This is a genomic window from Streptomyces sp. NPDC014991 (assembly GCF_043080665.1).
Classification (GTDB): domain Bacteria; phylum Actinomycetota; class Actinomycetes; order Streptomycetales; family Streptomycetaceae; genus Streptomyces.
In genome coordinates this window covers 1-25,343 of record NZ_JBIBVY010000022.1, presented here as the reverse complement: position 1 = coordinate 25,343, position 25,343 = coordinate 1, and the positions used below count along the sequence as shown (strand labels likewise).

20 protein-coding genes and 2 pseudogenes are annotated in these 25,343 nt (G+C 72.0%); 17 read left to right on the top strand and 5 right to left on the bottom strand.

What is annotated here, in order from left to right:
• The first annotated feature begins 292 nt into the window (after nucleotides 1-292).
• From ACF1BE_RS28280 to cimA, 9 genes are all read left to right on the top strand, one after another.
• Complete coding sequence (locus ACF1BE_RS28280) at nucleotides 293-424, top strand: hypothetical protein (protein WP_392201839.1); 132 nt, start codon at nucleotides 293-295, stop codon at nucleotides 422-424.
• Between the two features lie 132 nt (nucleotides 425-556).
• Entirely contained in the window at nucleotides 557-1,600 is a 1,044-nt protein-coding gene (locus ACF1BE_RS28275) for a 3-isopropylmalate dehydrogenase (RefSeq protein ID WP_392201838.1), read from the top strand.
• Nucleotides 1,601-1,838: 238 nt separating this feature from the next.
• Nucleotides 1,839-2,927, top strand: coding sequence for a branched-chain amino acid aminotransferase (locus tag ACF1BE_RS28270; RefSeq protein WP_392201837.1), 1,089 nt, complete (start codon nucleotides 1,839-1,841; stop codon nucleotides 2,925-2,927).
• 259 nt (nucleotides 2,928-3,186) lie between these two features.
• Nucleotides 3,187-3,882 (top strand): urease subunit gamma, encoded by a 696-nt coding sequence (ureA, locus tag ACF1BE_RS28265; protein ID WP_392201836.1) that lies wholly within the window; start codon nucleotides 3,187-3,189, stop codon nucleotides 3,880-3,882.
• A complete protein-coding gene (locus ACF1BE_RS28260) occupies nucleotides 3,879-5,603 on the top strand; it encodes an urease subunit alpha (RefSeq protein ID WP_392201835.1) in 1,725 nt (574 codons plus the stop codon). The genes ureA and ACF1BE_RS28260 overlap by 4 nt, the downstream gene beginning before the upstream one ends.
• Nucleotides 5,604-5,619: 16 nt before the next feature.
• Nucleotides 5,620-6,663, top strand: coding sequence for an agmatine/peptidylarginine deiminase (locus ACF1BE_RS28255; RefSeq protein WP_392201834.1), 1,044 nt, complete (start codon nucleotides 5,620-5,622; stop codon nucleotides 6,661-6,663).
• A 238-nt stretch (nucleotides 6,664-6,901) separates the two neighbouring features.
• Nucleotides 6,902-7,519: a TetR/AcrR family transcriptional regulator gene (locus ACF1BE_RS28250; RefSeq protein ID WP_392201833.1), complete on the top strand. Its 618-nt coding sequence runs from the start codon at nucleotides 6,902-6,904 to the stop codon at nucleotides 7,517-7,519.
• 38 nt (nucleotides 7,520-7,557) lie between these two features.
• Entirely contained in the window at nucleotides 7,558-8,868 is a 1,311-nt protein-coding gene (locus ACF1BE_RS28245) for an MFS transporter (protein ID WP_392201832.1), read from the top strand.
• 286 nt (nucleotides 8,869-9,154) lie between these two features.
• The gene (cimA, locus tag ACF1BE_RS28240) at nucleotides 9,155-10,765 is read left to right on the top strand and encodes a citramalate synthase (RefSeq protein WP_392201831.1); all 1,611 of its coding nucleotides are present in this window, start codon (nucleotides 9,155-9,157) and stop codon (nucleotides 10,763-10,765) included.
• 22 nt (nucleotides 10,766-10,787) lie between these two features.
• Here the strand turns inward: cimA and ACF1BE_RS28235 are convergent, their stop codons facing one another.
• Together ACF1BE_RS28235 and ACF1BE_RS28230 are read right to left on the bottom strand one after the other, a co-directional pair.
• On the bottom strand, nucleotides 10,788-11,393 hold the full coding sequence (locus tag ACF1BE_RS28235; protein WP_392201830.1) for a GPP34 family phosphoprotein: 606 nt from the start codon (nucleotides 11,391-11,393) through the stop codon (nucleotides 10,788-10,790).
• 111 nt (nucleotides 11,394-11,504) lie between these two features.
• Nucleotides 11,505-13,370, bottom strand: a complete 1,866-nt coding sequence (locus tag ACF1BE_RS28230) for a ricin-type beta-trefoil lectin domain protein (RefSeq protein ID WP_392201829.1) — start codon at nucleotides 13,368-13,370, stop codon at nucleotides 11,505-11,507.
• A 124-nt stretch (nucleotides 13,371-13,494) separates the two neighbouring features.
• Between ACF1BE_RS28230 and ACF1BE_RS28225 the strand changes: the two genes are divergently transcribed.
• Genes ACF1BE_RS28225 through ACF1BE_RS28215 form a run of 3 tightly spaced genes read left to right on the top strand, consistent with a single transcriptional unit; the run spans nucleotide 13,495 to nucleotide 18,572 of the window.
• Nucleotides 13,495-16,506, top strand: a complete 3,012-nt coding sequence (locus ACF1BE_RS28225; protein WP_392201828.1) for a glycoside hydrolase family 3 N-terminal domain-containing protein — start codon at nucleotides 13,495-13,497, stop codon at nucleotides 16,504-16,506.
• A gap of 53 nt (nucleotides 16,507-16,559) precedes the next feature.
• Entirely contained in the window at nucleotides 16,560-17,927 is a 1,368-nt protein-coding gene (locus ACF1BE_RS28220; RefSeq protein WP_392201827.1) for a hypothetical protein, read from the top strand.
• A 51-nt stretch (nucleotides 17,928-17,978) separates the two neighbouring features.
• Complete coding sequence (locus ACF1BE_RS28215; protein WP_392201826.1) at nucleotides 17,979-18,572, top strand: NAD(P)H-dependent oxidoreductase; 594 nt, start codon at nucleotides 17,979-17,981, stop codon at nucleotides 18,570-18,572.
• A gap of 5 nt (nucleotides 18,573-18,577) precedes the next feature.
• On the opposite strand, the gene ACF1BE_RS28210 is transcribed toward ACF1BE_RS28215, so the two are convergent.
• Together ACF1BE_RS28210 and ACF1BE_RS28205 are read right to left on the bottom strand one after the other, a co-directional pair.
• Nucleotides 18,578-18,826, bottom strand: a complete 249-nt coding sequence (locus ACF1BE_RS28210) for a DUF397 domain-containing protein (protein WP_392201825.1) — start codon at nucleotides 18,824-18,826, stop codon at nucleotides 18,578-18,580.
• Nucleotides 18,823-19,362 (bottom strand): DUF5753 domain-containing protein, encoded by a 540-nt coding sequence (locus ACF1BE_RS28205; protein WP_392201824.1) that lies wholly within the window; start codon nucleotides 19,360-19,362, stop codon nucleotides 18,823-18,825. Before ACF1BE_RS28205 ends, ACF1BE_RS28210 begins: the two co-directional genes overlap by 4 nt.
• Before the next feature lie 213 nt (nucleotides 19,363-19,575).
• Between ACF1BE_RS28205 and ACF1BE_RS28200 the strand changes: the two are divergent.
• The 5 genes and pseudogenes from ACF1BE_RS28200 (at nucleotide 19,576) to ACF1BE_RS28180 (ending at nucleotide 24,942) form a co-directional block, all read left to right on the top strand.
• A pseudogene (locus ACF1BE_RS28200) lies at nucleotides 19,576-19,993 on the top strand (ATP-binding protein).
• A 119-nt stretch (nucleotides 19,994-20,112) separates the two neighbouring features.
• Nucleotides 20,113-20,610, top strand: coding sequence for a hypothetical protein (locus ACF1BE_RS28195; RefSeq protein WP_392201823.1), 498 nt, complete (start codon nucleotides 20,113-20,115; stop codon nucleotides 20,608-20,610).
• A 35-nt stretch (nucleotides 20,611-20,645) separates the two neighbouring features.
• Nucleotides 20,646-22,943 (top strand): polysaccharide lyase 8 family protein, encoded by a 2,298-nt coding sequence (locus ACF1BE_RS28190; protein WP_392201909.1) that lies wholly within the window; start codon nucleotides 20,646-20,648, stop codon nucleotides 22,941-22,943.
• A 154-nt stretch (nucleotides 22,944-23,097) separates the two neighbouring features.
• The gene (locus tag ACF1BE_RS28185; protein WP_392201822.1) at nucleotides 23,098-24,693 is read left to right on the top strand and encodes an acyl-CoA carboxylase subunit beta; all 1,596 of its coding nucleotides are present in this window, start codon (nucleotides 23,098-23,100) and stop codon (nucleotides 24,691-24,693) included.
• Between the two features lie 57 nt (nucleotides 24,694-24,750).
• On the top strand, nucleotides 24,751-24,942 hold the full coding sequence (locus ACF1BE_RS28180; protein ID WP_361997141.1) for an acyl-CoA carboxylase subunit epsilon: 192 nt from the start codon (nucleotides 24,751-24,753) through the stop codon (nucleotides 24,940-24,942).
• 153 nt (nucleotides 24,943-25,095) lie between these two features.
• Here ACF1BE_RS28180 and ACF1BE_RS28175 read toward each other — a convergent pair.
• A pseudogene (locus ACF1BE_RS28175) lies at nucleotides 25,096-25,343 on the bottom strand (ATP-binding protein); the annotation flags it as partial.

Below are 25,343 nucleotides of genomic sequence, written 5' to 3'. Positions count from 1 at the left end.
GAACGCACGAACGCCCAGCTCACGGCCGTGTGACCCGGTGCGCCGTCTCAGATAGTAGGAAGTCCGAGTAATGGTGCAGACAGACGCGGACGGCTCCCTTAGCGTGGGAGGAGCCGAGCGTCTCGCTCCATCCAGCGAATGGCGGTCGTGAGCCGGGCCCCGTGCAGGCAACCCCTGCGGCCATCGTTTCCCGCCCCTTTCCGGGGGTCTCCCTCCCACGCCCCGTGAGGCGGCGGGAGGAGTCGTACCCCCTCACCGCCGTACTGCGCGTCTGACGAAGGAGTCGATTGCCATGGCCGAGACGACCGTCCGCCGCCGCGTCCGCCACGTGCCCCGCACGAGCGAGTCCGACCGCAAGAACGCCGCCGCCGCACTCCAGCGTGCCCTGGACCGCCGGGACAACGGCGGCTCGACCGGCCACTGAGCCGGACCACCACCAGCCGGGAGCCGCGCCCGAACGGGGTGCGGTGCGGCCCTCGCCCGCCGCGCCGCACCCCGACTGTCCGTATGCCGGACAGAGCATGTCATCCCGTGGGACGAGGGGTAGGGTGCCCGCATGTCTCGCAGCCTCAATCTCGCAGTGATCCCCGGTGACGGCATCGGCCAGGAGGTCGTGGCCGAGGGTCTCAAGGTCCTCTCCGCCGTCCTGCCGCAGGATGTGAAGCTGGAGACCAAGGAGTACGACTTCGGTGCCCGGCGCTACCACGCCACCGGTGAGACCCTCACCGACGCCGACCTCGACGCGCTGAAGCGGCACGACGCCATCCTGCTCGGCGCCATCGGCGACCCGTCGGTGCCGTCCGGCGTCCTGGAGCGCGGCTTCCTGCTCAAGCTCCGCTTCGCCTTCGACCACCACGTCAACCTGCGTCCGTCGAAGCTGCTCCCCGGCGTCGCCACCCCGCTCGCCGGCCAGCCGGAGATCGACTTCGTCGTCGTCCGCGAGGGCACCGAGGGCCCGTACACCGGCAACGGCGGCACCATCCGCAAGGGCACCGCGCACGAGGTGGCCACCGAGGTGTCCGTCAACACCGCCTACGGCGTCGAACGCGTCGTCCGCGACGCCTTCGCCCGCGCCCAGGCCCGCCCGCGCAAGAAGCTCACGCTGGTCCACAAGAACAACGTGCTGACCTTCGCCGGACACCTGTGGACGAACGTCTTCAACAAGGTGGCCGAGGAGTTCCCCGAGGTCACCACCGACTACATCCACGTCGACGCGGCCACGATCTACCTGGTCACCGACCCGGGCCGGTTCGACGTCATCGTCACCGACAACCTCTTCGGCGACATCATCACCGACCTCGCCGCGGCCGTCTCCGGCGGCATCGGCGTGGCCGCCTCCGGCAACATCAACCCCAGCCGCGAGTTCCCGTCCATGTTCGAGCCGGTCCACGGCTCGGCCCCGGACATCGCCGGCCAGGGCAAGGCGGACCCCACGGCCACCGTCCTGTCCGTCGCCCTGCTGCTGCGTCACCTCGGCTACGACGCCGAGGCCGACCGCATCGACGCGGCGGTCACCGCCGACCTCACCGAGCGGGGCTCCCTGCCCGCCCGCCGCACCTCTGAGATCGGCGACGCGCTCGCCGTACGCGTAGCCGGCTGACCCGCCGCGCTTCACCCAAGCCGCCGGGTCGCACGCACCCGGCGGCTTTTCCTGTGCCTCGCCGGGTGCCACCATCAATCCCTGGACCGCTTTCACCCCGATTCCGTCCGCCGCCGCCCCCGCGCGATAATCGAACGCGGAGCCGCGATATGAGGGAATGCTCGGACGTCCTAGCACTGACGACCCGCAGTACAGGCGTGAGCGCGGCCCGTCACTACAACCGGTGAAGGACAACCACATGACGACGCCCACGATCGAGCTCAAGCCCTCCGCCAGCCCGCTCGCCGCCGCAGAGCGCGAGGCGATCCTGGCCAGCCCCGGGTTCGGCCGCCACTTCACCGACCACATGGTGACGATCAAGTGGACCGAGGGCCGCGGCTGGCACGACGGTCAGCTCGTTCCGTACGCGCCGATCCCCCTCGACCCGGCCACCAACGTCCTGCACTACGCGCAGGAGATCTTCGAGGGCCTGAAGGCCTACCGCCAGCCCGACGGCTCGGTCGCCCTCTTCCGGCCGGACCAGAACGCCAAGCGCTTCCAGCGCTCCGCCAAGCGCCTTGCCATGCCCGAGCTGCCGGTCGAGACGTTCATCGAGGCCTGCGACGCCCTCGTCCAGCAGGACAGGGACTGGGTGCCCGCCCACGGCGGCGAGGAATCCCTCTACCTGCGCCCGTTCATGATCGGCACCGAGGTCGGCCTGGGCGTCAAGCCGGCCAACGAGTACTTGTTCATCGTCATCGCCTCCCCGGCCGGCGCCTACTTCCCGGGCGGCGTCAAGCCGGTGTCCATCTGGGTCAGCGAGGACCGTGTCCGTGCCGTCCCCGGCGGCATGGGTGACGCCAAGACCGGCGGCAACTACGCCGCCTCCCTTCTCGCCCAGGCCGAGGCCGCGGCCAAGGGCTGCGACCAGGTCTGCTACCTCGACGCGGTCGAGCACCGGTGGGTCGAGGAGCTGGGCGGCATGAACCTGTACTTCGTGTACGGCGACAAGATCGTCACGCCCACCCTGACCGGCTCCATCCTGGAGGGCGTCACCCGCGACTCCCTGCTGGCCGTCGCCCGCGACCTCGGCTACGAGTCCGAGGAGGGCCGGGTCTCCGTGGAGCAGTGGCAGCGCGACTCCGAGAACGGCAGCCTCACCGAGGTCTTCGCCTGCGGCACCGCAGCCGTCATCACTCCGGTCGGCACGGTCAAGCGGGCCGGCGCTGAGTGGCGGCAGGGCGGGGGGGAGCCCGGCGAGGTCACGCTGCGGCTGCGGCAGGCCCTGCTCGACCTTCAGCGGGGCATGACGGAGGACAAGCACGGCTGGATGCACCGGATCGGCTGACCGCCCCGGAAGGCGCCCCACCGGGCGCTACACGCTCAGGGCCGCCTCGGACGCGTCGACGTCCGCGGCGGCCCTCGGCCGTTTCCGGCCGGAAGCCGGCCGCAGGCACGCCGCCCCGCCCACGGCCGAATTGTGCGCGAGCAGAATTGAGCGGCGCTCTATGTGACATGGGCCGCCGCAGGGAGACCAAGCTTCTGTTTCTCGGATTCTCTGTTTAGAGTGATGCTCTAATCACGGGATGGCGAGGAGGTGCCGCGGCGTGAGACTCACTCCGACGGAACGTGACCGGCTGCTGCTCTTCGGAGCCGCCGAGCTGGCCCGGGCCCGCCGGGCGCGCGGCCTCAGGCTGAACGTCCCGGAGGCCACCGCGCTGATCGCGGACACCGTCTGCGAGGCCGCCCGCGACGGCCGGCGGCTCGCCGAGGCCGTCGAGGCGGCCCGGTCGGTGCTCGGCCCCGACGACGTGCTGCCGGGCGTCGCCGACGTGGTCACCGAAGTGATGGTCGAGGCCGTCTTCGACGACGGCTCCCGGCTCGCGGTGGTCTCCGACCCCATCGGCAGCGGCCTGGGCGAGCACGCCCCCGGCGCGCTGCTGCCCGGCCCCGGGCACGCCGACCCCGAGCCGGCCGTCCGGCTCCGCGTCACCAACACCGCCACCGTGCCGGTCTCCGTCACCTCCCACTTCCACTTCTTCGAGGCCAACCCGCGCCTCGACTTCGACCGCCGCCGGGCCTACGGCATGCGGCTCGCCGTACCCGCCGGGTCCTCGGTCCGCTTCGGGCCGGGGGAGAGCGAGGAGGTCGGGCTCCTCCCGATCGGCGGCGAGCGGATCGCGATCGGCTTCGCCGGCCTGGTCGACGGGCCGCTGGACGCGCCCGGAGCACGACAGGAGGCCCTGCGCAGGGCCGCCGCCTGCGGGTACCTCGGAGCCGGCACGGAAGGAGACGAGCGATGAGCCGCTCGAAGGGACGTGAGGTCAGCCGCTCGGTCCACGTCGACCCGCGGGCCTACGCGGCCACCCACGGCCCCCGCGCCGGCGACCGCGTCCGCCTCGGCGACTGCGGGCTCACCATCCGCGTGGAGTCCGACTCCCAGCGGTACGGCGACGAGTTCCTCGCCGGATTCGGCAAGACCGCCCGCGACGGACTGCACCTGAAGGCCGCCGCCGTCCGCGCGACCTGTGACGTCGTGATCAGCAACGTCGTGGTGATCGACGCGGTGCAGGGCATCCGGAAGGTGTCGATCGGCATCCGCGAGGGGCGGATCTGCGCGATCGGGCGGGCCGGCAACCCGGACACCCTCGACGGGGTGGACGTCGTCGTCGGCACCGGCACCTCGATCGTCTCCGGCGAGGGGCTGATCGCCACCGCCGGTGCCGTCGACACCCACGTCCACCTGCTGTCGCCGCGCATCATGGAGGCCTCCCTCGCCTCCGGCGTGACCACGATCATCGGGCAGGAGTTCGGCCCGGTGTGGGGTGTCGGCGTCAACTCGCCCTGGGCGCTGCGCCACGCCTTCGATGCCTTCGACGCCTGGCCGGTCAACATCGGTTTCCTCGCCCGGGGTTCGTCCTCGTCGGACGCGCCGCTGGTTGAGGCGCTCGCCGAGGGCGGTGCCTGCGGCTTCAAGGTGCACGAGGACATGGGCGCCCACACCCGGGCGCTGGACACCGCGCTGCGCGTCGCCGAGGAGCATGACGTCCAGGTGGCCCTGCACAGCGACGGGCTGAACGAGTGCCTGTCCGTGGAGGACACCCTGCGGGTGCTGGAGGGCCGCACGATCCACGCCTTCCACATCGAGGGCTGCGGCGGCGGACACGTCCCCAACGTGCTGAAGATGGCCGGTGTCCCGAACGTCATCGGCTCCTCCACCAATCCCACCCTGCCCTTCGGCCGGGACGCGGTCGCCGAGCACTACGGCATGATCGTCTCCGTCCACGACCTCAAGCCCGACCTCCCCGGCGACGCGGCCATGGCCCGCGACCGGATCCGCGCCGGCACGATGGGTGCCGAGGACGTGCTGCACGATCTGGGCGCGATCGGCATCACCTCCTCCGACGCGCAGGGCATGGGCCGGGCCGGGGAGACGGTCCGCCGTACGTTCGCCATGGCCGGCAAGATGAAGGCCGAGCTGGGCCCGCTGGACGGCGACGGCGACGGTGACGACAACGCCCGCGTCCTGCGCTACATAGCGAAACTGACCATCAACCCGGCCATCGCGCACGGACTGTCGCACGAGGTCGGCTCGATCGAGGTCGGCAAGCTCGCCGACCTCGTGCTCTGGCGCCCGGAGTACTTCGGCGCCAAGCCGCAGCTGGTCCTCAAGTCCGGCTTCCCGGCGTACGGCGTCACCGGCGACCCCAACGCGGCCACCGACACCTGCGAACCCCTCGTGCTGGGCCCCCAGTTCGGGGCGTACGGTGCCACGCCCGCAGACCTCTCGGTCGCGTTCGTCGCCCGGGCCGCCGCCGACCGGGGCGACGACCTCATGCCCACCCGCCGCCGAAGGGTCGCCGTGCGCGGCACCCGCGGGATCGGCCCCGCCGACCTGCGTCTCAACGCCCGCACCGGGGCGGTCGACGTCGACCAGCGCACCGGCCTGGTCACCCTCGACGGTGACCCGCTGAGCTCCCCGCCCGCCGCCTCCGTCTCCCTCAACCGCCTCTACTTCCTCTAGGACCCCGGGACCTCACATGACCACCCCCGCCGCCGACGGCTTCCGCATGCCCGCCGAGTGGACCCCGCACGAGCGCACCTGGATGGCGTGGCCGGGCCCCAACCCCACCTTCGACGACCCCGACGACCTGGCGGCCTCCCGGCTCGCCTGGGCGTCCGTCGCCCGTGCCGTCCGCCGCTTCGAGCCGGTCACGGTCGTGTGCGGGCCCGGCCGGTCCGCCGAGGCGCGGGCGCTGCTCGGCCCCGGCATCGACACCGTCGAGCGGGAGCTGGACGACGCCTGGATGCGGGACATCGGGCCCACCTTCCTCACCGACGGCCGGGGCGGACTGGCCGCCGTGGACTGGGCGTTCAACGGCTGGGGCGCGCAGGAGTGGGCCCGCTGGGAGCACGACTGCGAGGTCGGCGCGTACGTCGCCGGCCTGGCGGGCGCGCGGACGTACGCCTCGAAGCTGGTCAACGAGGGCGGTGCGATCCACGTCGACGGCGAGGGCACCGTGCTGCTCACCGAGACCGTGCAGCTCGGCCCCGAGCGCAACCCGCACTGGTCCCGCGAGGAGGTCGAGGCGGAGATCCACGCCCACCTCGGCACCCGCAAGGCGATCTGGCTGCCGCGCGGCCTGACCGGCGACTACCCTCCCCACGGCTTCGGCACCCTCGGCCACGTCGACATCGTCGCCGCCTTCGCCCGCCCCGGTGTCGTGGTCGCCCACCACCAGCCGGACCCGGCCCACCCCGACCACGAGGTCACCCAGGAGGTCATCGGCCTGCTGAGGTCGGCGACCGACGCCCGGGGCCGCCGCCTGGAGGTCGTGGAGGTGCCCGCCCCGACCGTCCTGGAGGCCGACGGTCACTGGGCCGACTACTCCTACATCAACCACTACCTGTGCAACGGCGGCCTGGTGCTGTGCGGTTTCGACGACCCGCGCGACGAGATCGCCGCCGGGATCTTCCGCCGCCTGTTCCCCGAGCGGACGGTGACCCTGGTCGACGCCCGCACGATCTTCGCGGGCGGCGGCGGCGTCCACTGCGTCACCCAGCAGCAGCCGAGGACCCGCTGACGGCCGGCGTCGGGTAGAACGTACGGGTGAACGTCCAGGTGTGCGCGGCCCACGGCCGCCGTCCCAGCCCGCCACCGCCGCGGCGGCCCGGCCCTCCGTCGCCCGACGGCCGGCAGGCCCCCGGCGCCCTCCGGCACGCCCCGTCCACCGCGGGGGCGCGGACGGTGGGGCTGTGCGCCGGCCGCTGCGGGCCCCGCGCACCCCACGTCCGGCCCGGTGCCGTACGGACGGGCCCGGCATGAGCACGTCTCCCTCCCCCCGCCGCCGTACCCCTGCCCCGCCCCGCGAGGACGTCCTCGCCGCGGCCATGGACATGATCGCCGAGCGTGGTCTGGAGAAGCTCACCATGGCCGCCCTCGGCCGTGAGGTCGGCATGAGCAGCGGACACCTGCTCTACTACTTCCGTTCCAAGGACGAGCTGCTGCTGCGGACCCTGGAGTGGAGCGAGGGCCGGCTCGGCGCCGAGCGTGGCCGGCTGCTCACCCGGTCCGCGCCGGCCCGGGACCGGCTGGCCGCCTACGTCGACCTGTACGTCCCCGACGGCCACCGCGACCCGCACTGGACGCTCTGGCTGGAGGTCTGGAACCGCTCGCAGAACGCCGACGACGACGCCCGCGCCCGGCAGGCCGCCATCGAGGGCGCCTGGCACCGCGACCTGGTCGCCCTGGTCGCCGAGGGCATCTCGCGCGGCGAGTTCCGCATGGTCGACGCGGACCGCTTCGCGGCCCGGCTGCGGGCGCTCCTCGACGGGTTCTCCATCCACGTCGCGATCGGGCTGCGCGGGACCGACCGGGACCAGGTGCTCGCGCACGTACGGGAGTTCGTCGCGGCCACGCTCCTCGCCGACGGCTCCTGAAGGAATTGTTCCCTTTGCCGCCGGGCAGGTAAGGGCGCATGGGACGACAACACTGGAAGAAGATCTGGGTCGGCTCGGCGGGCAACATGGTCGAGTGGTTCGACTGGTTCGTGTACGCGAGCTTCGCGCCGTACTTCGCCGGCGCCTTCTTCCCCAGCGGCAATCCCACCGCGCAGCTGATGAACACCGCCGGCATCTTCGCCGTCGGGTTCTTCATGCGCCCCGTGGGCGGCTGGCTGCTGGGCAGGGTCGGTGACCGCAAGGGCCGCAAGGCGGCGCTCACCCTGACCGTCACGCTCATGTCGGCGTCGGCGGTCCTCGTCGCCGTCGCCCCCACCTACGGGGTCGCCGGCTACGGCGGCGCCCTCGTCCTGCTCGTCGCCCGCCTGCTCCAGGGCCTGTCGGTGGGCGGCGAGTACGCGGCCAGCGCCACCTATCTGACCGAGGCCTCGGATCCGCGCAGGCGCGGCTTCGCCTCCAGCTTCCAGTACGTGTCCATGACCGCCGGCCAGATCGCCGGCCTCGGTCTTCTGATCGTGCTCCAGCGCACCCTGTCCGACGACGCCCTGCACGGCTACGGCTGGCGCATCCCGTTCGCCGTCGGCGCGCTCGGCGCGGCCGTCGTCTTCTACCTGCGCCGCAGCATGCTGGAGACCGAGGTCTATGAGGAGGACACCTCCCGCTCCGGGGAGCGCGGCACCCTGCGCGCCCTGTGGCGGCACCGGCGGGAGGCGTTCCTCGTGGTCGCGCTGACGATGGGCGGCACGGTGGCGTACTACACGTACACCACCTACCTCACCAAGTACCTGTCCAACTCGGCGGGCCTGTCCAAGGAGACCGCGACCCTGGTCTCGTTCACCGCGCTGATCGTGTTCGCCTGCCTCCAGCCGCTCGCCGGCGCCCTGTCCGACCGCGTCGGGCGCCGCCCGCTGCTGATCACCTTCGCGGTCGGCTCCACGGTCCTGACGGTCCCGATCATGGCGCTGCTGCGGCACGCCCACGGATACTGGTCCGCCCTCGGCCTCGCCCTGCTCGCGCTGACCGTGGTCACCGGCTACACCTCCATCAACGCCTGTGTGAAGGCCGAGCTGTTCCCGACCGGCGTGCGCGCGCTCGGCGTGGCCCTGCCGTACGCCGTCGCCAACGCCCTCTTCGGCGGCACCGCCGAGTACGTCGCCCTGTGGTTCAAGAAAGCCGGTGCCGAGTCCGGCTTCTCCTGGTACGTGGCCGGCTGCGCCGCCGTGTCCCTGGTGGTCTACGTCACCATGCGCGAGACGAAGGACCTGGACCTGGCCCGGGTGCGGGCCGACGAGGACGCCGGGGAGTCCAGCCTGACGACCGCATCCTGAGACGGGCGGTGAGCCGGGGGCCGTGCTGTGCCAGACTTCCCCCGTGCTCTCGTTCGCCGTGATTATGGGCAGCAGGCGCGCCGGTCCGCAGTGACCACCTCGTACGACCAGGTGCGGGTGGCCACCGTCGTCCTCGACCCGCGCGCATACCTCTCGCACCCGCGAGGGGTTTTTTCGTTTTCCGGCCCACCCGCAGCCGGCGGCGGAGCGCGAGGGACCATGGGAGGAACGGTGGAGCCGGTCATTCCGGTAAAGACCGAAGATCCACAACAGGAGCCTTGAGATAATGACCGAGACGGCTACCAGCAGGCTCGACGACTCGTTCCACGTCTTCGACACCACGCTGCGCGACGGCGCGCAGCGCGAGGGCATCAACCTCACCGTCGCGGACAAGCTCGCGATCGCCCGGCACCTGGACGACTTCGGCGTGGGCTTCATCGAGGGCGGCTGGCCCGGCGCGAACCCCCGCGACACCGAGTTCTTCGCGCGTGCCCGGGAGGAGATCGACTTCCGGCACGCCCAGCTGGTCGCCTTCGGCGCCACCCGCCGCGCCGGCGCCACGGCCGCCGAGGACCCGCAGGTCAAGGCGCTGCTCGACTCCGGCGCCCCGGTGATCACGCTGGTCGCCAAGTCGCACGACCGGCACGTGGAGCTGGCGTTGCGCACGACGCTGGACGAGAACCTGGCGATGGTCCGCGACACGGTGTCGTACCTGCGCGGCCGGGGCCGCCGCGTGTTCGTCGACTGCGAGCACTTCTTCGACGGCTACCGCGCCGACCCGGAGTACGCCAAGGCGGTCGTCCGTACGGCCGCCGAGGCCGGCGCCGACGTCGTCATCCTCTGCGACACCAACGGCGGCATGCTCCCCGCCCAGGTCCACGCGGTCGTCGCCACCGTCCTCGCCGACACCGGCGCCCGGCTCGGCATCCACGCCCAGGACGACACCGGCTGCGCGGTCGCCAACACCCTCGCCGCCGTCGACGCGGGCGTCACCCACGTCCAGTGCACGGCCAACGGCTACGGCGAGCGCGTCGGCAACGCCAACCTGTTCCCGGTCGTCGCGGCCCTGGAACTGAAGTACGGCAAGAAGGTGCTCCCCGACGGCCGCCTGCGCGAGACGACCCGCATCTCCCACGCCATCGCCGAGGTCGTCAACCTCACGCCGTCCACCCACCAGCCCTACGTCGGCGTCTCGGCGTTCGCGCACAAGGCCGGTCTGCACGCCTCCGCCATCAAGGTCGACCCGGACCTGTACCAGCACATCGACCCCGAACTGGTCGGCAACACCATGCGCATGCTGGTCTCCGACATGGCGGGCCGCGCCTCCATCGAGCTGAAGGGCAGGGAACTCGGCATCGACCTGGGCGACGACCGGGAACTGGTCGGCCGGGTGGTCGAGCGCGTGAAGGAGCGCGAACTCAAGGGCTACACCTACGAGGCGGCGGACGCCTCGTTCGAACTGCTGCTGCGTGCCGAGGTCGAGGGCAGGCCGCTGAAGTACTTCGACGTCGAGTCCTGGCGCGCGATCGTCGAGGACCGGCCCGACGGCATCCACGCCAACGAGGCCACGGTCAAGCTGTGGGCCAAGAGCGAGCGGATCGTCGCCACGGCCGAGGGCAACGGCCCGGTCAACGCCCTCGACCGCGCGCTGCGCGTCGCGCTGGAGCGGATCTACCCCCAGCTCGCCAGGCTGGAGCTGGTCGACTACAAGGTCCGCATCCTGGAGGGCAAGCACGGCACCCAGTCCACCACTCGCGTCCTGATCTCCACCTCCGACGGCTCGGGCGAGTGGTCCACGGTCGGTGTGGCCGAGAACGTCATCGCCGCCTCCTGGCAGGCGCTGGAGGACGCGTACACGTACGGCCTGCTGCGGGCGGGCGTGGCACCGGCGGAATAGTCCCGCCCGCACCGGAAGACGCTCACGGCGCCCGCCAGATGTTGTCGAAGGCGATGTTCTCGATGCGGCGCCGCTCGCGTACGGCCTCCAGCTCCCTCACCGCGTCGCCGACCGCGGCCAGCACGGTGACGACCGCCTCGTCGCCGGGCTCGGCCCCGGCAGGCCGGTCGTCCTGGATGCCGAGGACCGTGGCGAGCCCGGCGAGTACGGGGTCGCGGGACTCCCAGCGGTCGCTCGCGTGGCGGCGGGCCGCGGTGTCGGCCGGCGCCGCGGCCCCGCCGCGGCGCGGCAGCCAGCGGTGGCCGCTCTTCCCGTCCAGCTGCCCGGCGGCCTGGAGGGTGTCGTGGTAGGCCACGGCCAGGCCCTCGCCCCGCCGCCACAGCCAGTCCTCGACCCTCTCGTGCGGCCCCTCCCGGACGAGTGCCGCCCCCGCCTCGTCCAGCAGCCGGTCACCCGTGGTCAGCACCGGCCCCGGGACGATGCGCTCGCCGTCCAGGGTGAGCGCCCGGACGCCGAGGAGGTCGATCAGCTCCGCCCCGGCGAGCGCCAGTGACAGGTCGCCCTGCTCGACGGGGTGCTCGCCGGGGACGTCCAGCGTGACGAGGAAGAGATCCTGCGGTGTGGTCATACCCCCACGATGGGCCGCGTGCGGCCGATCCGCAGCGCGGCACACCGTCCTCTTCGGGCAAAGGTCCGCGCGGCAGCGGATTCCCGCGCCCCCGTGTGTCCCGTGCCCGTTCTACCGCAGTGACCACTTCTGGTTGGCGGCTCCGGTGCACGACCAGATCTGGATCCGGGCCCCATTGGCCGACGAGTTGTCCGTGACGTCGAGGCACTTGCCGGCCGCCGTGTTCACCACGTCGCCCGTGGCCGCGTCGTACGACCACCGCTGGGCGCCGGTCCCGTTGCAGTCGTACAGCTGGACCTTCGCCCCGTCGGCCGTCGAAGCCGACGTCACGTCCAGGCACTTGCCGAGTGCCTGCACCGCCCCGTCCGCCGTCAGCGTCCACTGCTGGGCGGCGGAGCCGTTGCAGTCGTGGAGCTGCACCGCCGTTCCGTTGGTGCTCGAACCGCCCGCCACGTCCAGGCACTTGCCGGCGAGCCCGGTGAAGGCCCCGCTCCGGCCGCCGCCGCCGGACTGGGTGCCGGACCAGGTGAAGGTCGCCGAGGTCCGGCCGGGCAGCGAGTAGGTGGCGTGCTGGGAGCCCCAGTCGACCGTCACCGTCCTGGCCGACGACGAGCCGTTGTAGGCGATCAGCGCCTTGCTGCCGTCCGGGTTGCGCCAGGCCACGTTCGGCACGGTGGCGGAGGCGGTGGAGGCGATCCGCTGGGCGCCGGGGCGGACGAACTTCGTCAGGTGGCCCATGGTGTAGTACTCGACCGTGTAGTCCACGGTCCCGCTCGCGCCGTCCCCGTCGTGCACGGTGATCAGCCCGGTGCAGGTACCGCAGCCGCCGTTGTGCGGGCCCATGTCCTGGTCCACGGCCAGCGACCACTTGGTCACCGACTTCGCCCAGTTGCGGGTGTAGTCGATGATGTTGTTCATGTCCTCGCGCTGCTGGTCGGCTATCCAGGTGCCGCCGGAGTGCTCGGTGCCGAAGGCGTTCAGCGTGGGGTACTGGTCGTGCACGGCCGTCTGCTCGGTGACGTCACCGCCGTAGCCGTGCCAGGCGATGCCGCCGAAGTTGGGGTGGGCGCGCACGGCCGCGTCGTTCACGGTCCGGGCGGCGTAGGAGTCGTAGACGTCCCAGTTCCAGTCGTGGGCCAGCACCTTCGTGGTGAGGCCGGCCGCCTGGAGTTTCGGCAGGAGTTCGTTCTTGGTGAAGTACGCGAGCCCGTCGGCGTTCCAGCTCATCGACGGGTAGCCGGAACAGCAGGTCGGCTCGTTCTGCGCGGTGACGTAGGAGACGTTGACGCCCTGGTCACGGTAGCCCTGGAGGTACTTCACGAAGTAGGACGCGTACGCCCCGTAGTCCTCGGCCTTGAGCCAGCCGCCGTTGAGCGAGCCGCTGTCCTTCATCCAGGCCGGCGCCGTCCACGGCGAGGCCATCACGGTCAGGGACGGGTTCAGCTGGAGCGCCTGCTTCGTCAGCGGGACGACGTCCGCCAGGTCGTGCGCGAGGGTGAACCTCGCCAGCGTCGGGTCGCTCTGGCCTGCGGGCACGTCGTCGTAGGTGTAGCCGTAGCGCGCGAGGTCGGAGGCGCCCATCGGGTTGCGCAGGAACGACAGGCCGATGCCGTCGGTGGGCGAGAACAGCTTGCGCATGGTCGCGTCCCGGGTCGCCCGGGACAGCGCCCCGCTGCTGTTCATCAGCCAGGCCGCGGTGTCCGTGAAGGACGCGCCGCCGCCGGTGAAGGTCTGGTAGCGGGTGTTCTCGTCCACGGTGATGTGCTCGCCGCCACCGCCCGTCCCGGACTGGAAGGCGAACGGTGTCTGCGGCTGGAGGCCGCGGACGACGTGCCGTCCGCCGGAGTCGTCGGTGGTGGTGAGCCAGGCCGTGACCTGTTCGCCGGCCGCGTGCGCGGGGGGTACGGCCGCGGTGACGCCGGCGGCGGAGAGCAGTCCGGCGAGCAGCAGCCGGACGGTGCGGGGGGTTCTCCTCATGGTGCGTCGCCCTTCCTGTCGGGGTCGAAGGAGCTGACGGGTCGTCTTGACGGGCCTCCGGGGCCCTAGTTAACTCACGGCGTGATCTAAGCCCTGAGTGAACCAGAGAGCCGAGGGAAGGTAAATGCGAAGAACCGCCCTGCTCGCCTCCGCCGCACTTGTCGCCGGTCTGCTGCCCTGGGCGACCGCACAAGCCGCGGACGAACCAGCCCCCGTCCCCGTCGACCGCTTCGAGGGCGAGGTCCCCTTCGCCTCCCAGCCCGCCGAGGGCATCTTCACCTGGGGCGGCGACACCGACGACCCGCCCACCCTCCGGCTCACGGACCGTGCCGACGCCCCCGAGGGCGGCAAGGTCCTCACCGGCGGCTACGACATCAGCGGATACGGCGGCTTCACCCACGACTTCGCCGCCACCGCGCCCGCCCACGACTGGTCCGCCCACCGGGGCATCCGCTTCTGGTGGGACGGCCGGAACAACGGCAGGAAGACCGTCTTCGAGATCAAGGACGGCGGCGCCGGCGGCGAGGCCTCCGAACTCTGGACCACCTCCTTCACCGACGACTTCACCGGCTGGAAGCAGATCGAGCTTCCCTTCACCGACTTCACCTACCGCACCGACTACCAGCCCGTCGGCGGCATCGACCACGTCCTCGGCCTCAAGGAGATGTGGGGCTACGCCGTCACCCTCCCGGCCGGCACCAAGGGCGACTTCGCCCTGGACGACGTGGAGCTGTACGGAACGGCCGACCAGTCGCTGAGCGCCGCCGTCACCACCGACGCACCCCTCTACCCGGTCAGGGAGGGCGCGACGGCCAGGGTGAAGGTCACCGTGGCCACCACCGGTGCCCAGCCCCTCACCGCCCCGGTCACCGTCACCTACGCCACCGCCGACGGCACCGCGGACCCCGGCAGCGACTACAGGCCCGTCTCCGGCACCCTCACCTTCCCGGCCGGCACCGCGTCCGGCACCGTGCGGACCGTCGAGGTGCCCACCCGACGGGACCGGACGGCCGAACCCGCCGAGACGATCCCCCTGAAGCTCACCGTCACCGGCGCGAAGGCCCCCGCCGAGACCCCGCAGGTCGTCGTCGGCGCACACGGACTGCCGTACCTCGACACGCGGTTGCCGGTGAAGAAGCGCGTCGCGGACCTGCTCGGCCGGATGTCCCTGGCCGAGAAGGCCGGCCAGATGACCCAGGCCGAGCGCGGCGCGGTGGGCCAGGGCAGCGACATCGCCGCCTACGCCCTGGGCTCCCTGCTCTCCGGCGGCGGCTCCACGCCCACGCCCAACACTCCCGAGGCCTGGGCCCGGATGATCGACGGCTTCCAGCTCCGCACGCGGGCGACGCGGTTCCAGATCCCGCTGATCTACGGCGTCGACGCCGTCCACGGCCACAACAACCTGTCCGGCGCCACGGTCATGCCGCACAACATCGGCATCGGCGCGACCCGTGACCCGCGACTCGCCCGGCAGACCGGATCGGTGACGGCCGCCGAGGTCCGCGCCACCGGCGTCCCCTGGGACTTCGCACCCTGCCTGTGCGTCAGCCGCGACGAACGCTGGGGCCGCTCCTACGAGTCCTTCGGCGAGGACCCGGCCCTGGTCGAGTCCATGGAGACCGTCATCCAGGGCCTCCAGGGCCGCGCCGACGGACGGGACCTGAAGCGCGACGACAAGGTCCTCGCCACGGCCAAGCACTTCGTGGCCGACGGCGGCACCGCGTACGGCTCCTCGACCACCGGGACGTACACCATCGACCAGGGCGTCACCCACGTCACCCGCGAGCAGCTGGCGGACGTCCACCTCGCGCCGTACCGCACGGCCGTCGACCGGGGCGTCGGCACGGTGATGCCGTCGTACTCCTCCCTGGACATCGCCGGCGACGGCAAGGGCGCGGTGAAGATGCACGCCCGCGGCGACATGATCAACGGTGTGCTGAAGGACCGCCTGGGCTTCGACGGCTTCGTCATCAGCGACTGGAACGCCATCGACCAGCTTCCCGGCGACTACGCGTCCCACGTCCGCACGTCCGTCGACGCGGGCCTCGACATGATGATGGTGCCGTACACCTACAAGGACTTCACCACCACGCTCACCGACGAGGTGCGGGCGGGCCGGATCAGCGAGGCACGCGTCGACGACGCTGTCTCCCGCATCCTCACCCAGAAGTTCCGCCTCGGCCTCTTCGAGCACCCGTACGCCGACACGACCGGCGCCGCGCGGATCGGCTCGCCCGCACACCGGGAGGTCGCCCGCCGGGCCGCCGCCGAGTCGCAGGTGCTGCTGAAGAACGCCGGCGGACTGCTGCCGCTGAAGAAGACGCAGAAGGTGTACGTCGCCGGGTCGAACGCCGACGACATCGGCAACCAGACCGGCGGCTGGACCCTCACCTGGCAGGGGGCCTCCGGGAACACCGTGCCCGGCACGACCATCCTCCAGGGCCTGCGCGCGGCGGGCGGGGACGTCACCTACTCCAAGGACGCCTCCGCCTCGACCGGCGGCTACGACGTCGGCGTGGTCGTCGTCGGCGAGACCCCGTACGCGGAGGGCGTCGGCGACGTCGGCAACGGCCACGACCTGCGGCTGTCCGCCGCCGACCAGGCCGCCGTGGACAAGGTCTGCGCGGCCATGAAGTGCGCGGTGCTGATCGTCTCCGGCCGCCCGCAGCTCCTCGGCGACCGGCTGGAGGGGATCGACGCCCTGGTCGCCTCCTGGCTGCCCGGCACCGAGGGCGAGGGCGTCGCCGACGTCCTCTACGGCCGCCGCCCCTTCACCGGGCAGCTCCCCGTCACCTGGCCGAAGTCGGAGACGCAGCTGCCGATCAACGTCGGTGACGCGTCGTACGACCCGCAGTACCCCTACGGCTGGGGCCTGACCACCCTCACCCAGGTCCCGAAGGGCTCCGCGGCCACCCTGCGCTCCCTCGCCGCCCGGGCCGCGGCGGCCGAACGCCACGGCGACGACCGGGCCGGCCGCACCCTGGTGGACACGGCACGGCTGCTCGTCCAGCGCAAGGCGGACGGCCACCTCACCCAGGCCGTGGCCAAGCCCTTCGCCGACGCCGACCACCTGCTCCTGACCGGCAGGTACGGAAGGGCGGTGGAGAAACTGGCGGAGGCCTACCGCGCGGCCTGAGGCCGCAGCGGTACGGATGAACGGTGCGGGGAGACTTCGGGTAGTTTCGAAGTATGAAGGACGTCCTGCGGACCCGGAGTCTCCCCGCCCTGCTGCTGGCCGTCCTGGTCCTGATGGTGGCGACCGCGTTCGCGCCCGGGGCGAGGGCGGACACCGACCTCTCCACGATCGCCCGGGCCCTGCGCGAGAGCCCCGTCTACGTCGACCCGGCGGCCAGGGACCAGCTGTCCGCCGCGGACGCCGACACCCTGGCCCGGCGGATCGAGGACGCGGACAAGCCCGTGTTCGTCGCCGTCCTTCCGGCCGGCTACCGCACCGCGGGCCTCTTCAACCATCTGCGCGCCGCGACCGGGATCACCGGGCTCTACGGCATCCGCCTCGGCGACCGCTTCGACGCCCGCGCCGACGAGAGCGTCATGTCGGTCACGGCCCGGAAGAACCTGGTCGGCAGCGTCCAGGGTGAGGACGCCAAGGCCCAGCTGACCGACTTCACCGACCGCGCCCTGGCCAACATCGGCGGACACGCCCCGGAGAGCTGGGGTGGCTCGGACGGCGGCGGCGTCTCCGACACGGGGCTGATCACGGCCGGCGTGGTGGTGGTGGCCGGCAGCGCGGGCGCGTACGCGCTGGTCCGCCGCAACCGCCGCCGCCGCGAGGAGGAGCAGCGGGCCGCCCTGGACCGGCTGCGGGTCGTCGTGGACGAGGACATCACCGCGTTCGGCGAGGAACTGGACCGCCTGGACTTCCGCCCCTCGGAACCGGGCGCCGACGACGCGATGCGCGCCGACTACGCGAGCGCCTTGGACACCTACGAGACCGCGAAACAGCGCATGGCCGCGGCGCGCCGCCCCGAGGACGTCCGGACGGTCACCGAGGCCCTGGAGGACGGCCGCTTCTCCCTCGCCCGGCTGGCGGCCCGCCGCGAGGGCCGGCCCCTGCCGGAACGCCGGCCGCCGTGCTTCTTCGACCCCCGCCACGGCCCCTCGGTCACCGACGCCACCTGGACCCCGCCCGCCGGCGCCCCACGCCAGGTCCCGGTGTGCGCGGCCGACGCCGCCCGGCTGGCCGACGGCCGCGACCCCGCGGTCCGCGAGGTCGACACCGAGTACGGGCGCCGCCCCTACTGGGACGCGGGCCCGGCCTACGGCCCCTGGGCGGGCGGCTACTTCGGCGGCGGCCTGCTGCCCGGCCTCCTCGTCGGCACCGTGCTGGGCGGCATGATGGCCGGCCCCGCTTACGCCGCCGACTACGGCACCGGGTACGGCGATTTCGGCGGCGGCGGCTTCGACGGCGGCGACGTCTCCGGCACAGACTTCGACCCCGGCGACTTCGGTGGCGGCTTCGGCGACGGCGGAGGCGATTTCGGCGGCGGCGGAGACTTCGGTGGCGGTGGCGGCGGGGACTTCGGCGGGGGCTTCTAGCGGGCGGCGCGCCGATCGGGGAGGATCAGGCGTCGGTCAGGGGGAGGGATCATGCGTATCGGGGTCTACTTGGCGCATCCGCGTCCGGGCAGCTTCAACCACGCGGTGTTCGACGCCGTCGTGCGGGAACTGGGCGACCGGGGGTGCGACGTGCTCGCGCACGACCTCTGTGCCGAGGGCTTCGCACCGGCACTGACCGCCGACGAGACCGGAACGGTCCGGTCGGCCACCCCCGCCCGTGACGCCCAGGTGGAGCTGCACCGGTCCGAGGTGGCCACCCTCGACGCCCTGGTGCTGGTCCACCCGAACTGGTGGGGCATGCCGCCCGCCGTCCTCACCGGCTGGGTGCAGCGTGTGCTCGCGCCCGGTGTCGCGTACAAGCTGGGCACCGCGGACGGAGAGCCCGCCGGGCTGCTGAGGGCCGGCCGGGCACTCGTCCTGAACACCTCCGACACCCCCGCCGACCGCGAGGAGAGCGAGTTCGGCGACCCGCTGCAGAAGATCTGGGCGGCGTGCGTCCTGCCGTACGTGGGTGTCGCCGACGTCCGCCGGGTCGTCTTCCGTACGGTCACCGACTCGGCGGACGAGACACGCGCGTCCTGGCTGCGCCAGGCACGCCGGGAGGCCGCCGCGCTGCTGGTCTGACCGTGTCAGCGGGCGAGGCCGTCCAGGAACTCGCTCCAGGTGGCGGGGGAGAGGGTGAGGACCGGCCCGGCGGGAGCGGCCTTGGAGTCACGGATGTGGACGGTGGCGAGGTGGGCGGCCACCTCGACGCAGTCGCCGCCTTGGCTTCCGCTGTAGCTTGACTTGCGCCAGGAGCAGGCGAGTTCGAGACAGTCGCCGCCCTCATTGCTGCTGTAGCTCGACTTGAACCATGCGAGTGCTGCTGCGGTGTTCATGACTCTCCTAGCAGTCCATTCAGCAGGCGCACGCTCTCGTCGGGGTCGTCGATCAGGAAGCTGGCGCGCTGTACCTCCAGGTACACCAGACGCTCGAACTCGGGCGTCTCCAGCAGGGTCATGGGGCCCGCGAGCCCGGCGTGCGGCATACGGGTCATGGGCATGATCTGCACGCTCGTGTGGATCGGCGCGGTGCACTCCAGGATCTGCCGGATCTGCGCCCGCATGACCTCGGGACCGCCGACGTCGCGCCGCAGGACGCTCTCCTCCAGCACGAAGTGCCCCACGGGCGGCCGGTCCCGCTGCCAGATCAACTGCCGGTCCAGGCGGGCGTTCACCCACTGCTCGGCCGTCTCACTTCCGAGCGCTGGACAGCGGGAGTCGAAGGCGGCCAGACAGTACTCCCGAGTCTGGAGCAGTACCGGCACCATCTGGGTCTGGTACGACAGGATGCTCACCGCCTCCTGCTCGTGATCCACCAGCCCCTGCGCGAACTGCACGATCCGGTCTCGGACGGGCAGCTTCTCCAGCAGCACGGTTAACGCCCGGCCAACGCCTCCTGCGAGAGGCGTGCCTTCTTCCGGTAGTGCGCCACCAGCGCGCCGACCGCCTGCCAGGTACCGACTTTCTTGGGCATGCGTCTGCGATTCCCCCGTGCCGAGCGGAAGTCCTCGTAGTGGAGTCGTAGAGGATGTCTCTACGACCTCACCCGGTGGTCCACCGTAGTCACGCTCCGTGACTATCGTCGCATGAACCAGGAAACCCAACCCCTCGAGACACGCGTCGCGTTCTTCCGGAAGGACCGCAGGTCGGTCGGGTCCGCGCGGCAGTTCACCCGGGCGGTGCCGACGGACCGGCGGCTGCGGCGGCGGGCGGAGGACGTGCTGCTGTGCGTGAGCGAGCTGGCGACCAACGCGCTGCTGCACGGTGTGCCGCCCGGCAGGGGATTCTCCGTCCGGCTGGATCTCGCGCGCGGCGAGGACCGGCTGCGGATGGAGGTGCACGACAGCGGCCCCGGTACCGTCCGGCTGGGCGAGGCGGATCCGGAGGCGGAGGGCGGCCGCGGACTGCTGCTCGTGTCGGCGCTGGCGGACAAGTGGGGGGTGGGGGGTGGGGGAGCGGAACCCGGGCAAGGTCGTGTGGTGCGAGTTCGAGGCTCCGGGGTGAGGTACCACCTCCGGGCGTGCGCCCTCTGGCGCACGCCCCTCGCGCTCGGGCACCATCTGGCTGCACCACCTGCACAGCCGCCCCCCAGGAAGCACGGCCCACCGCAGGAAGGTACCCCCATGAGGATCCGCTCCGCCCTGACCGCGCTCGCCCTCGTCGTCGCCCCCGGTGTCGCCGTCGTCGGCACCGCGACCGACGCGTTCGCCGTCACGAAGATCAGTCACGCGACCGCCACCCAGATGTTCCGCAACGCCGGCATCACCTGGTCGTCCTCCGGCAACTGCTCCGACCGCAACAACGCCACCTGTACGTCCTTCGACCAGCTCAACCTCGCCACCGCCCAGGGCGCCCAGACCCTCAAGGGGGTCAGCGGCTGCGCCCTCAACATCACCGGTGGCACCGAGACCGGCCACGCCTCCGGCACCTACTCCCACTGGAACGGCTACAAGCTCGACTACGGCAAGAACACGTGCGTGACGTCGTACGTCAAGAACACCTTCACGTACATCGGCCTGCGCGGTGACGGCGCCCCGCAGTACAAGTCCGGCTCCGGCAACATCTACGCCGACGAGGGCAGTCACTGGGACGTCCTGTACTACAACTGCGGCGGCTGCTGAGCCGGCGGGAGAGGGCGGTGACCGGCCCCGTGGGCATGACCCGACGCGCACTGCTGCTGGCCGCCGCCCTCGCCGCCGCCCCCGCGCCCGGCGCCCGGGCGGCCGACGACCCGTACGACGTGCTGCGCCGCCGCTGGCTCGGCATCGCGCTCGGCACGGGCTACGACCCCGGTACCGAACCGTACGCCTCGCGGCTGGCGGAACTCGGCGCGCGGGCCCGGGACTTCCGGGCCACCATGGCTCCCGCCCCGGCCTCCCTCTGGCCCGGACACCCCTTCGACCCGCCGTCCGGCATCACCTTCAGCTACGGCCGCCTGTGGACCATGACCCAGGCCTACGCCCAGGACGGTACCGGCTCCACCGCCGACCCCGGCCTCCTCGCGGACGTGCTGCGCGGCCTCGACCACCTCTCCGCCACCGTCTACCACCCCGGCACCACCCGCTACGGCAACTGGTGGGAGTGGCAGATCGGCAGCCCCCGCCTGCTGACGGACATCACGGCCGCCCTGTACGAGAGGCTCGGCCCGGACCGGATCGCGGCGGCCTGCGCGGCCGTCGACCACTTCGTCCCCGACACGATGCTCACCGACTACTCCGGCACCTCCACCGGCGCCAACCGTGTCGACCTGTGCCGTTCGGTCGCCCTGCGCGGCGTCCTCGGCCGGGACGGCGGCCGGATCTCCCTCGCCCGGGACGCGCTCTCACCGGTCTTCCCGTACGTCACCCGGGGCGACGGGCTCTACGCCGACGGCTCCTTCGTCCAGCACACCGCGGTCGCCTACACGGGCACCTACGGACAGGTCCTGCTCGACGGCCTCGGGCGGCTGTTCGCGCTGCTCGCCGGCTCGGAGTGGCAGGTGACGGACCCCGCCCGGCGACACGTCCTCGACGCCGTCGAACACGCCTTCGCGCCCCTCGTCCACGACGGGCTGGTGATGGACTGCGTCAACGGCCGCGCCATCAGCCGGGGTCACCTGCGCGGCGACGACCTGGACGTCATGCGCAGCGACCACTACCACGGGCACGCCCTGATCGCCGCCGTCGCCCTCCTCGCCGGCGGCGCGAGCGAGACCGAGCGGGAGCGGTGGCACGGCCTCGTCAGGGGCTGGATCCAGCGGGACACCGTCGCACCGGTGCTGACGTCACCCCAGTTCGGGGTGGCCGACCTTGCGCGGCTTCATGCCATCGCCCGGGCACCCGGCCCCGCCACCCCCGAACCCCTCGGCCACCGCCTCTTCCCGGCCATGGACCGCGCGGTCCACCGCGCCCCCCGCTTCACCGCCGCCCTCGCCATGGCCAGCGACCGCATCGCCCACTACGAGTGCGGCAACGGCGAGAACCCGCGCGGCTGGCACACCGGTTCCGGCATGCTCGCCTGGTGGCCGCAGGGCGGCGGCGACCAGTACACGGACTGGTACTGGCCCACCGTCGACTGGTACCGGCTGCCCGGCACCACCGTGTCGACCCGGCGGCTCGCCGACCGGGCCGGCGGCGAGTGGGGCGCCCCCAGGCCGGACGTCCGCTGGGTCGGCGGCACCACCGACGGCACCTGCGCCGCCGTGGGACAGCACCTCAAGGGCCTCGGCTCCACTCTGGAGGCCCGCACGTCCTGGTTCTTCCTCCCCGACGCCGTCGTCTGCCTCGGCGCCGGGATCAGCTGCGCCGACGGCGTCCCGGTCGAGACCGTCGTGGACAACCGCAACCTGGGCGAGAACGGCACCCAGAGGTTCGTACGCGGCCGGAACTGGGCCCACCTGGAAGGCCACGGCGGCTGGGTCCTGCTCCGCGGGCCGGCCCTGCGCACCCTGCGCGAGGACCGCACCGGCGCCTGGTCCGACATCAACAGCACCAGTGACGACGAGCGGCGCACCCGGCGCTGGCAGACGCTGTGGCTCGACCACGGCACCGATCCGGCCGGCGCCCGCCACGCCTACGTCGTCCTGCCCGGCGCCTCCCGCGCCGAGACCGCCGCCCGGGCCGCCGACCCGCGCTGGCTGTCCGTCCTCGCCGACGACACCGTCCGCCAGGCCGTCGCCGTACCCCGCCTGGGGCTGACCGCGGCCACCTTCTGGCGGGCCGGTACGGTGGGGGAGCTGACCGTCTCCGCCGGCGCGAGCGTGCTCGTCGTCCGCCGGAGCCGCACGGCCACCCTCTGCGTCAGCGAGCCGCCCCGCACCGGAGCCCCGCTCGAACTGGTCTGGGACCGTCCCGTGCGTGCCGTCGTACGGGCCGACGACAGTGTCGAGGTCCTTTCGGGGGACGGCCGTCTGAGGCTCCGTGTCACTCCGGGGATGGCATGTTCCACCCACGAATGTGAGGTGGCTCTCGCCTGATGTCTTTGTGGCACACCTACAACTGTCCGGCCTCCTGAGCAGTCGGAACGGCTGCATGCGGGGATGGTTCTGTTCACTGCTACCAGGAAAACGGGCCGGAGACTGTACAGAGTCAACGGCTCGCTTTCCTCGGTGTCCTTCGTATGGTCACTACATGACCGTTTTGGAAGAGACGACGGGTGAGCCGACCGGCGAGCCGACGGACGCGCGCGGACGGGTCGCCGAGCTGCACGAGATTCGTGCCCAGGCCGTCGCCGGCCCCAGCGAGAAGGCGACCGAGGCGCAGCACGCCAAGGGCAAGCTGACGGCGCGGGAGCGGATCGAGCTGCTCCTGGACCCCGGGTCCTTCCAGGAGGTCGAGCAGCTGCGCCGGCACCGGGCGACCGGATTCGGCCTGGAGGCCAAGAAGCCGTACAGCGACGGTGTCATCACCGGCTGGGGCACGGTGGAGGGCCGCACGGTCTTCGTCTACGCCCACGACTTCCGGATCTTCGGCGGTGCGCTCGGCGAGGCCCACGCCACCAAGATCCACAAGATCATGGACATGGCCATCGCGGCCGGTGCCCCGCTGGTCTCCCTGAACGACGGCGCGGGAGCCCGCATCCAGGAGGGCGTCAGCGCGCTCGCCGGCTACGGCGGCATCTTCCAGCGCAACACCAAGGCGTCCGGTGTCATCCCGCAGATCTCCGTGATGCTCGGCCCGTGCGCGGGCGGCGCGGCCTACAGCCCCGCCCTGACGGACTTCGTCTTCATGGTCCGTGAGACCTCCCAGATGTTCATCACCGGCCCGGACGTCGTCAAGGCGGTGACGGGCGAGGAGATCACCCAGAACGGCCTGGGCGGCGCCGACGTCCACGCGGAGACCTCCGGCGTCTGCCACTTCGCGTACGACGACGAGGAGACCTGCATCGCCGAGGTGCGCTACCTCCTCTCGCTCCTCCCGCAGAACAACCGCGAGAACCCGCCCCGGGTGGACTCGTCCGACCCGCTGGACCGCCGCGGCGACGTCCTGCTCGACCTGGTCCCGGCCGACGGCAACCGGCCGTACGACATGGCCAAGGTCATCGAGGAGATCGTCGACGACGGCGAGTACCTGGAGGTCCACGAGCGCTGGGCCCGCAACATCATCTGCGCCCTCGCCCGGCTGGACGGCCAGGTCGTCGGCATCATCGCCAACCAGCCCCAGGTCCTGGCGGGTGTGCTGGACATCGAGGCGAGCGAAAAAGCTGCACGCTTTGTCCAGATGTGTGACGCTTTCAATATCCCGATCGTCACGTTCCTGGACGTCCCCGGGTTCCTCCCCGGTGTCGACCAGGAGCACGGCGGAATCATCCGCCACGGCGCGAAGCTGCTGTACGCCTACTGCAACGCGACCGTGCCGAGGATTTCGCTCATCCTGCGCAAGGCGTACGGAGGTGCCTACATCGTCATGGACTCCCAGTCGATCGGCGCCGACCTGACCTACGCCTGGCCGACGAACGAGATCGCCGTGATGGGCGCGGAAGGCGCGGCCAACGTCATCTTCCGCCGGCAGATCGCCGAGGCCGAGGACCCCGAGGCCATGCGTCAGAAGATGGTCAAGGAGTACAAGGCCGAGCTGATGCACCCCTACTACGCGGCCGAGCGCGGCCTGGTCGACGACGTCATCGACCCCGCGGAGACCCGCGAGGTACTGATCAGGTCCCTGGCGATGCTGCACACCAAGCACGCCGACCTGCCCTCGCGCAAGCACGGCAACCCCCCGCAGTAACCCAGCGGACCCGCCGCGGCAATCCCGCGGACCTACCTCTCCCGGAGACTGACATCCATGAGTACTCCTGACATCCGCGTCGAGAAGGGCCATGCCGAGCCCGAGGAGGTCGCCGCCATCACGGCCGTCCTCATGGCCCGCGCCGCGGCCCGCCCGGCACCCTCGGCCACGCACCGGGCCCGCGCCAAGGCGGGCTGGCGCCGCCTGGAACGCGAACCCGGCTTCCACGCCCCGCACAGCTGGCACTGAGCCCGTACGTCCCTGAAGGGGGCCCACCCGCCCGGGTGGGCCCCCTTCGGCGTGCGGCCACGGGGGAGCCGGGGCGGAAGGCAACAGGAAAAAGGGGGTGCCCTCTCCGAACCGGAGAGGGCACCCCCTTCTCTTGCCGACTGCGCGGCAGTGCTACCGCAGGCGCGCCATGAGGGCGTGTTCCACGAGCGTGATCAGCGCGCTCTTGGCGTCCGCGCGGTGGCGGGCGTCCGTCGTGATGATCGGGGTGTCGGGGCCGATCTGGAGGGCCTCGCGCACCTCGTCCGGCGAGTACGGCTGGTTGCCGTCGAAGCCGTTGAGGGCGATGACGAAGGGCAGGCCGCTGTTCTCGAAGTAGTCGACCGCGGGGAAGCAGTCGGCCAGGCGCCGGGTGTCCACCA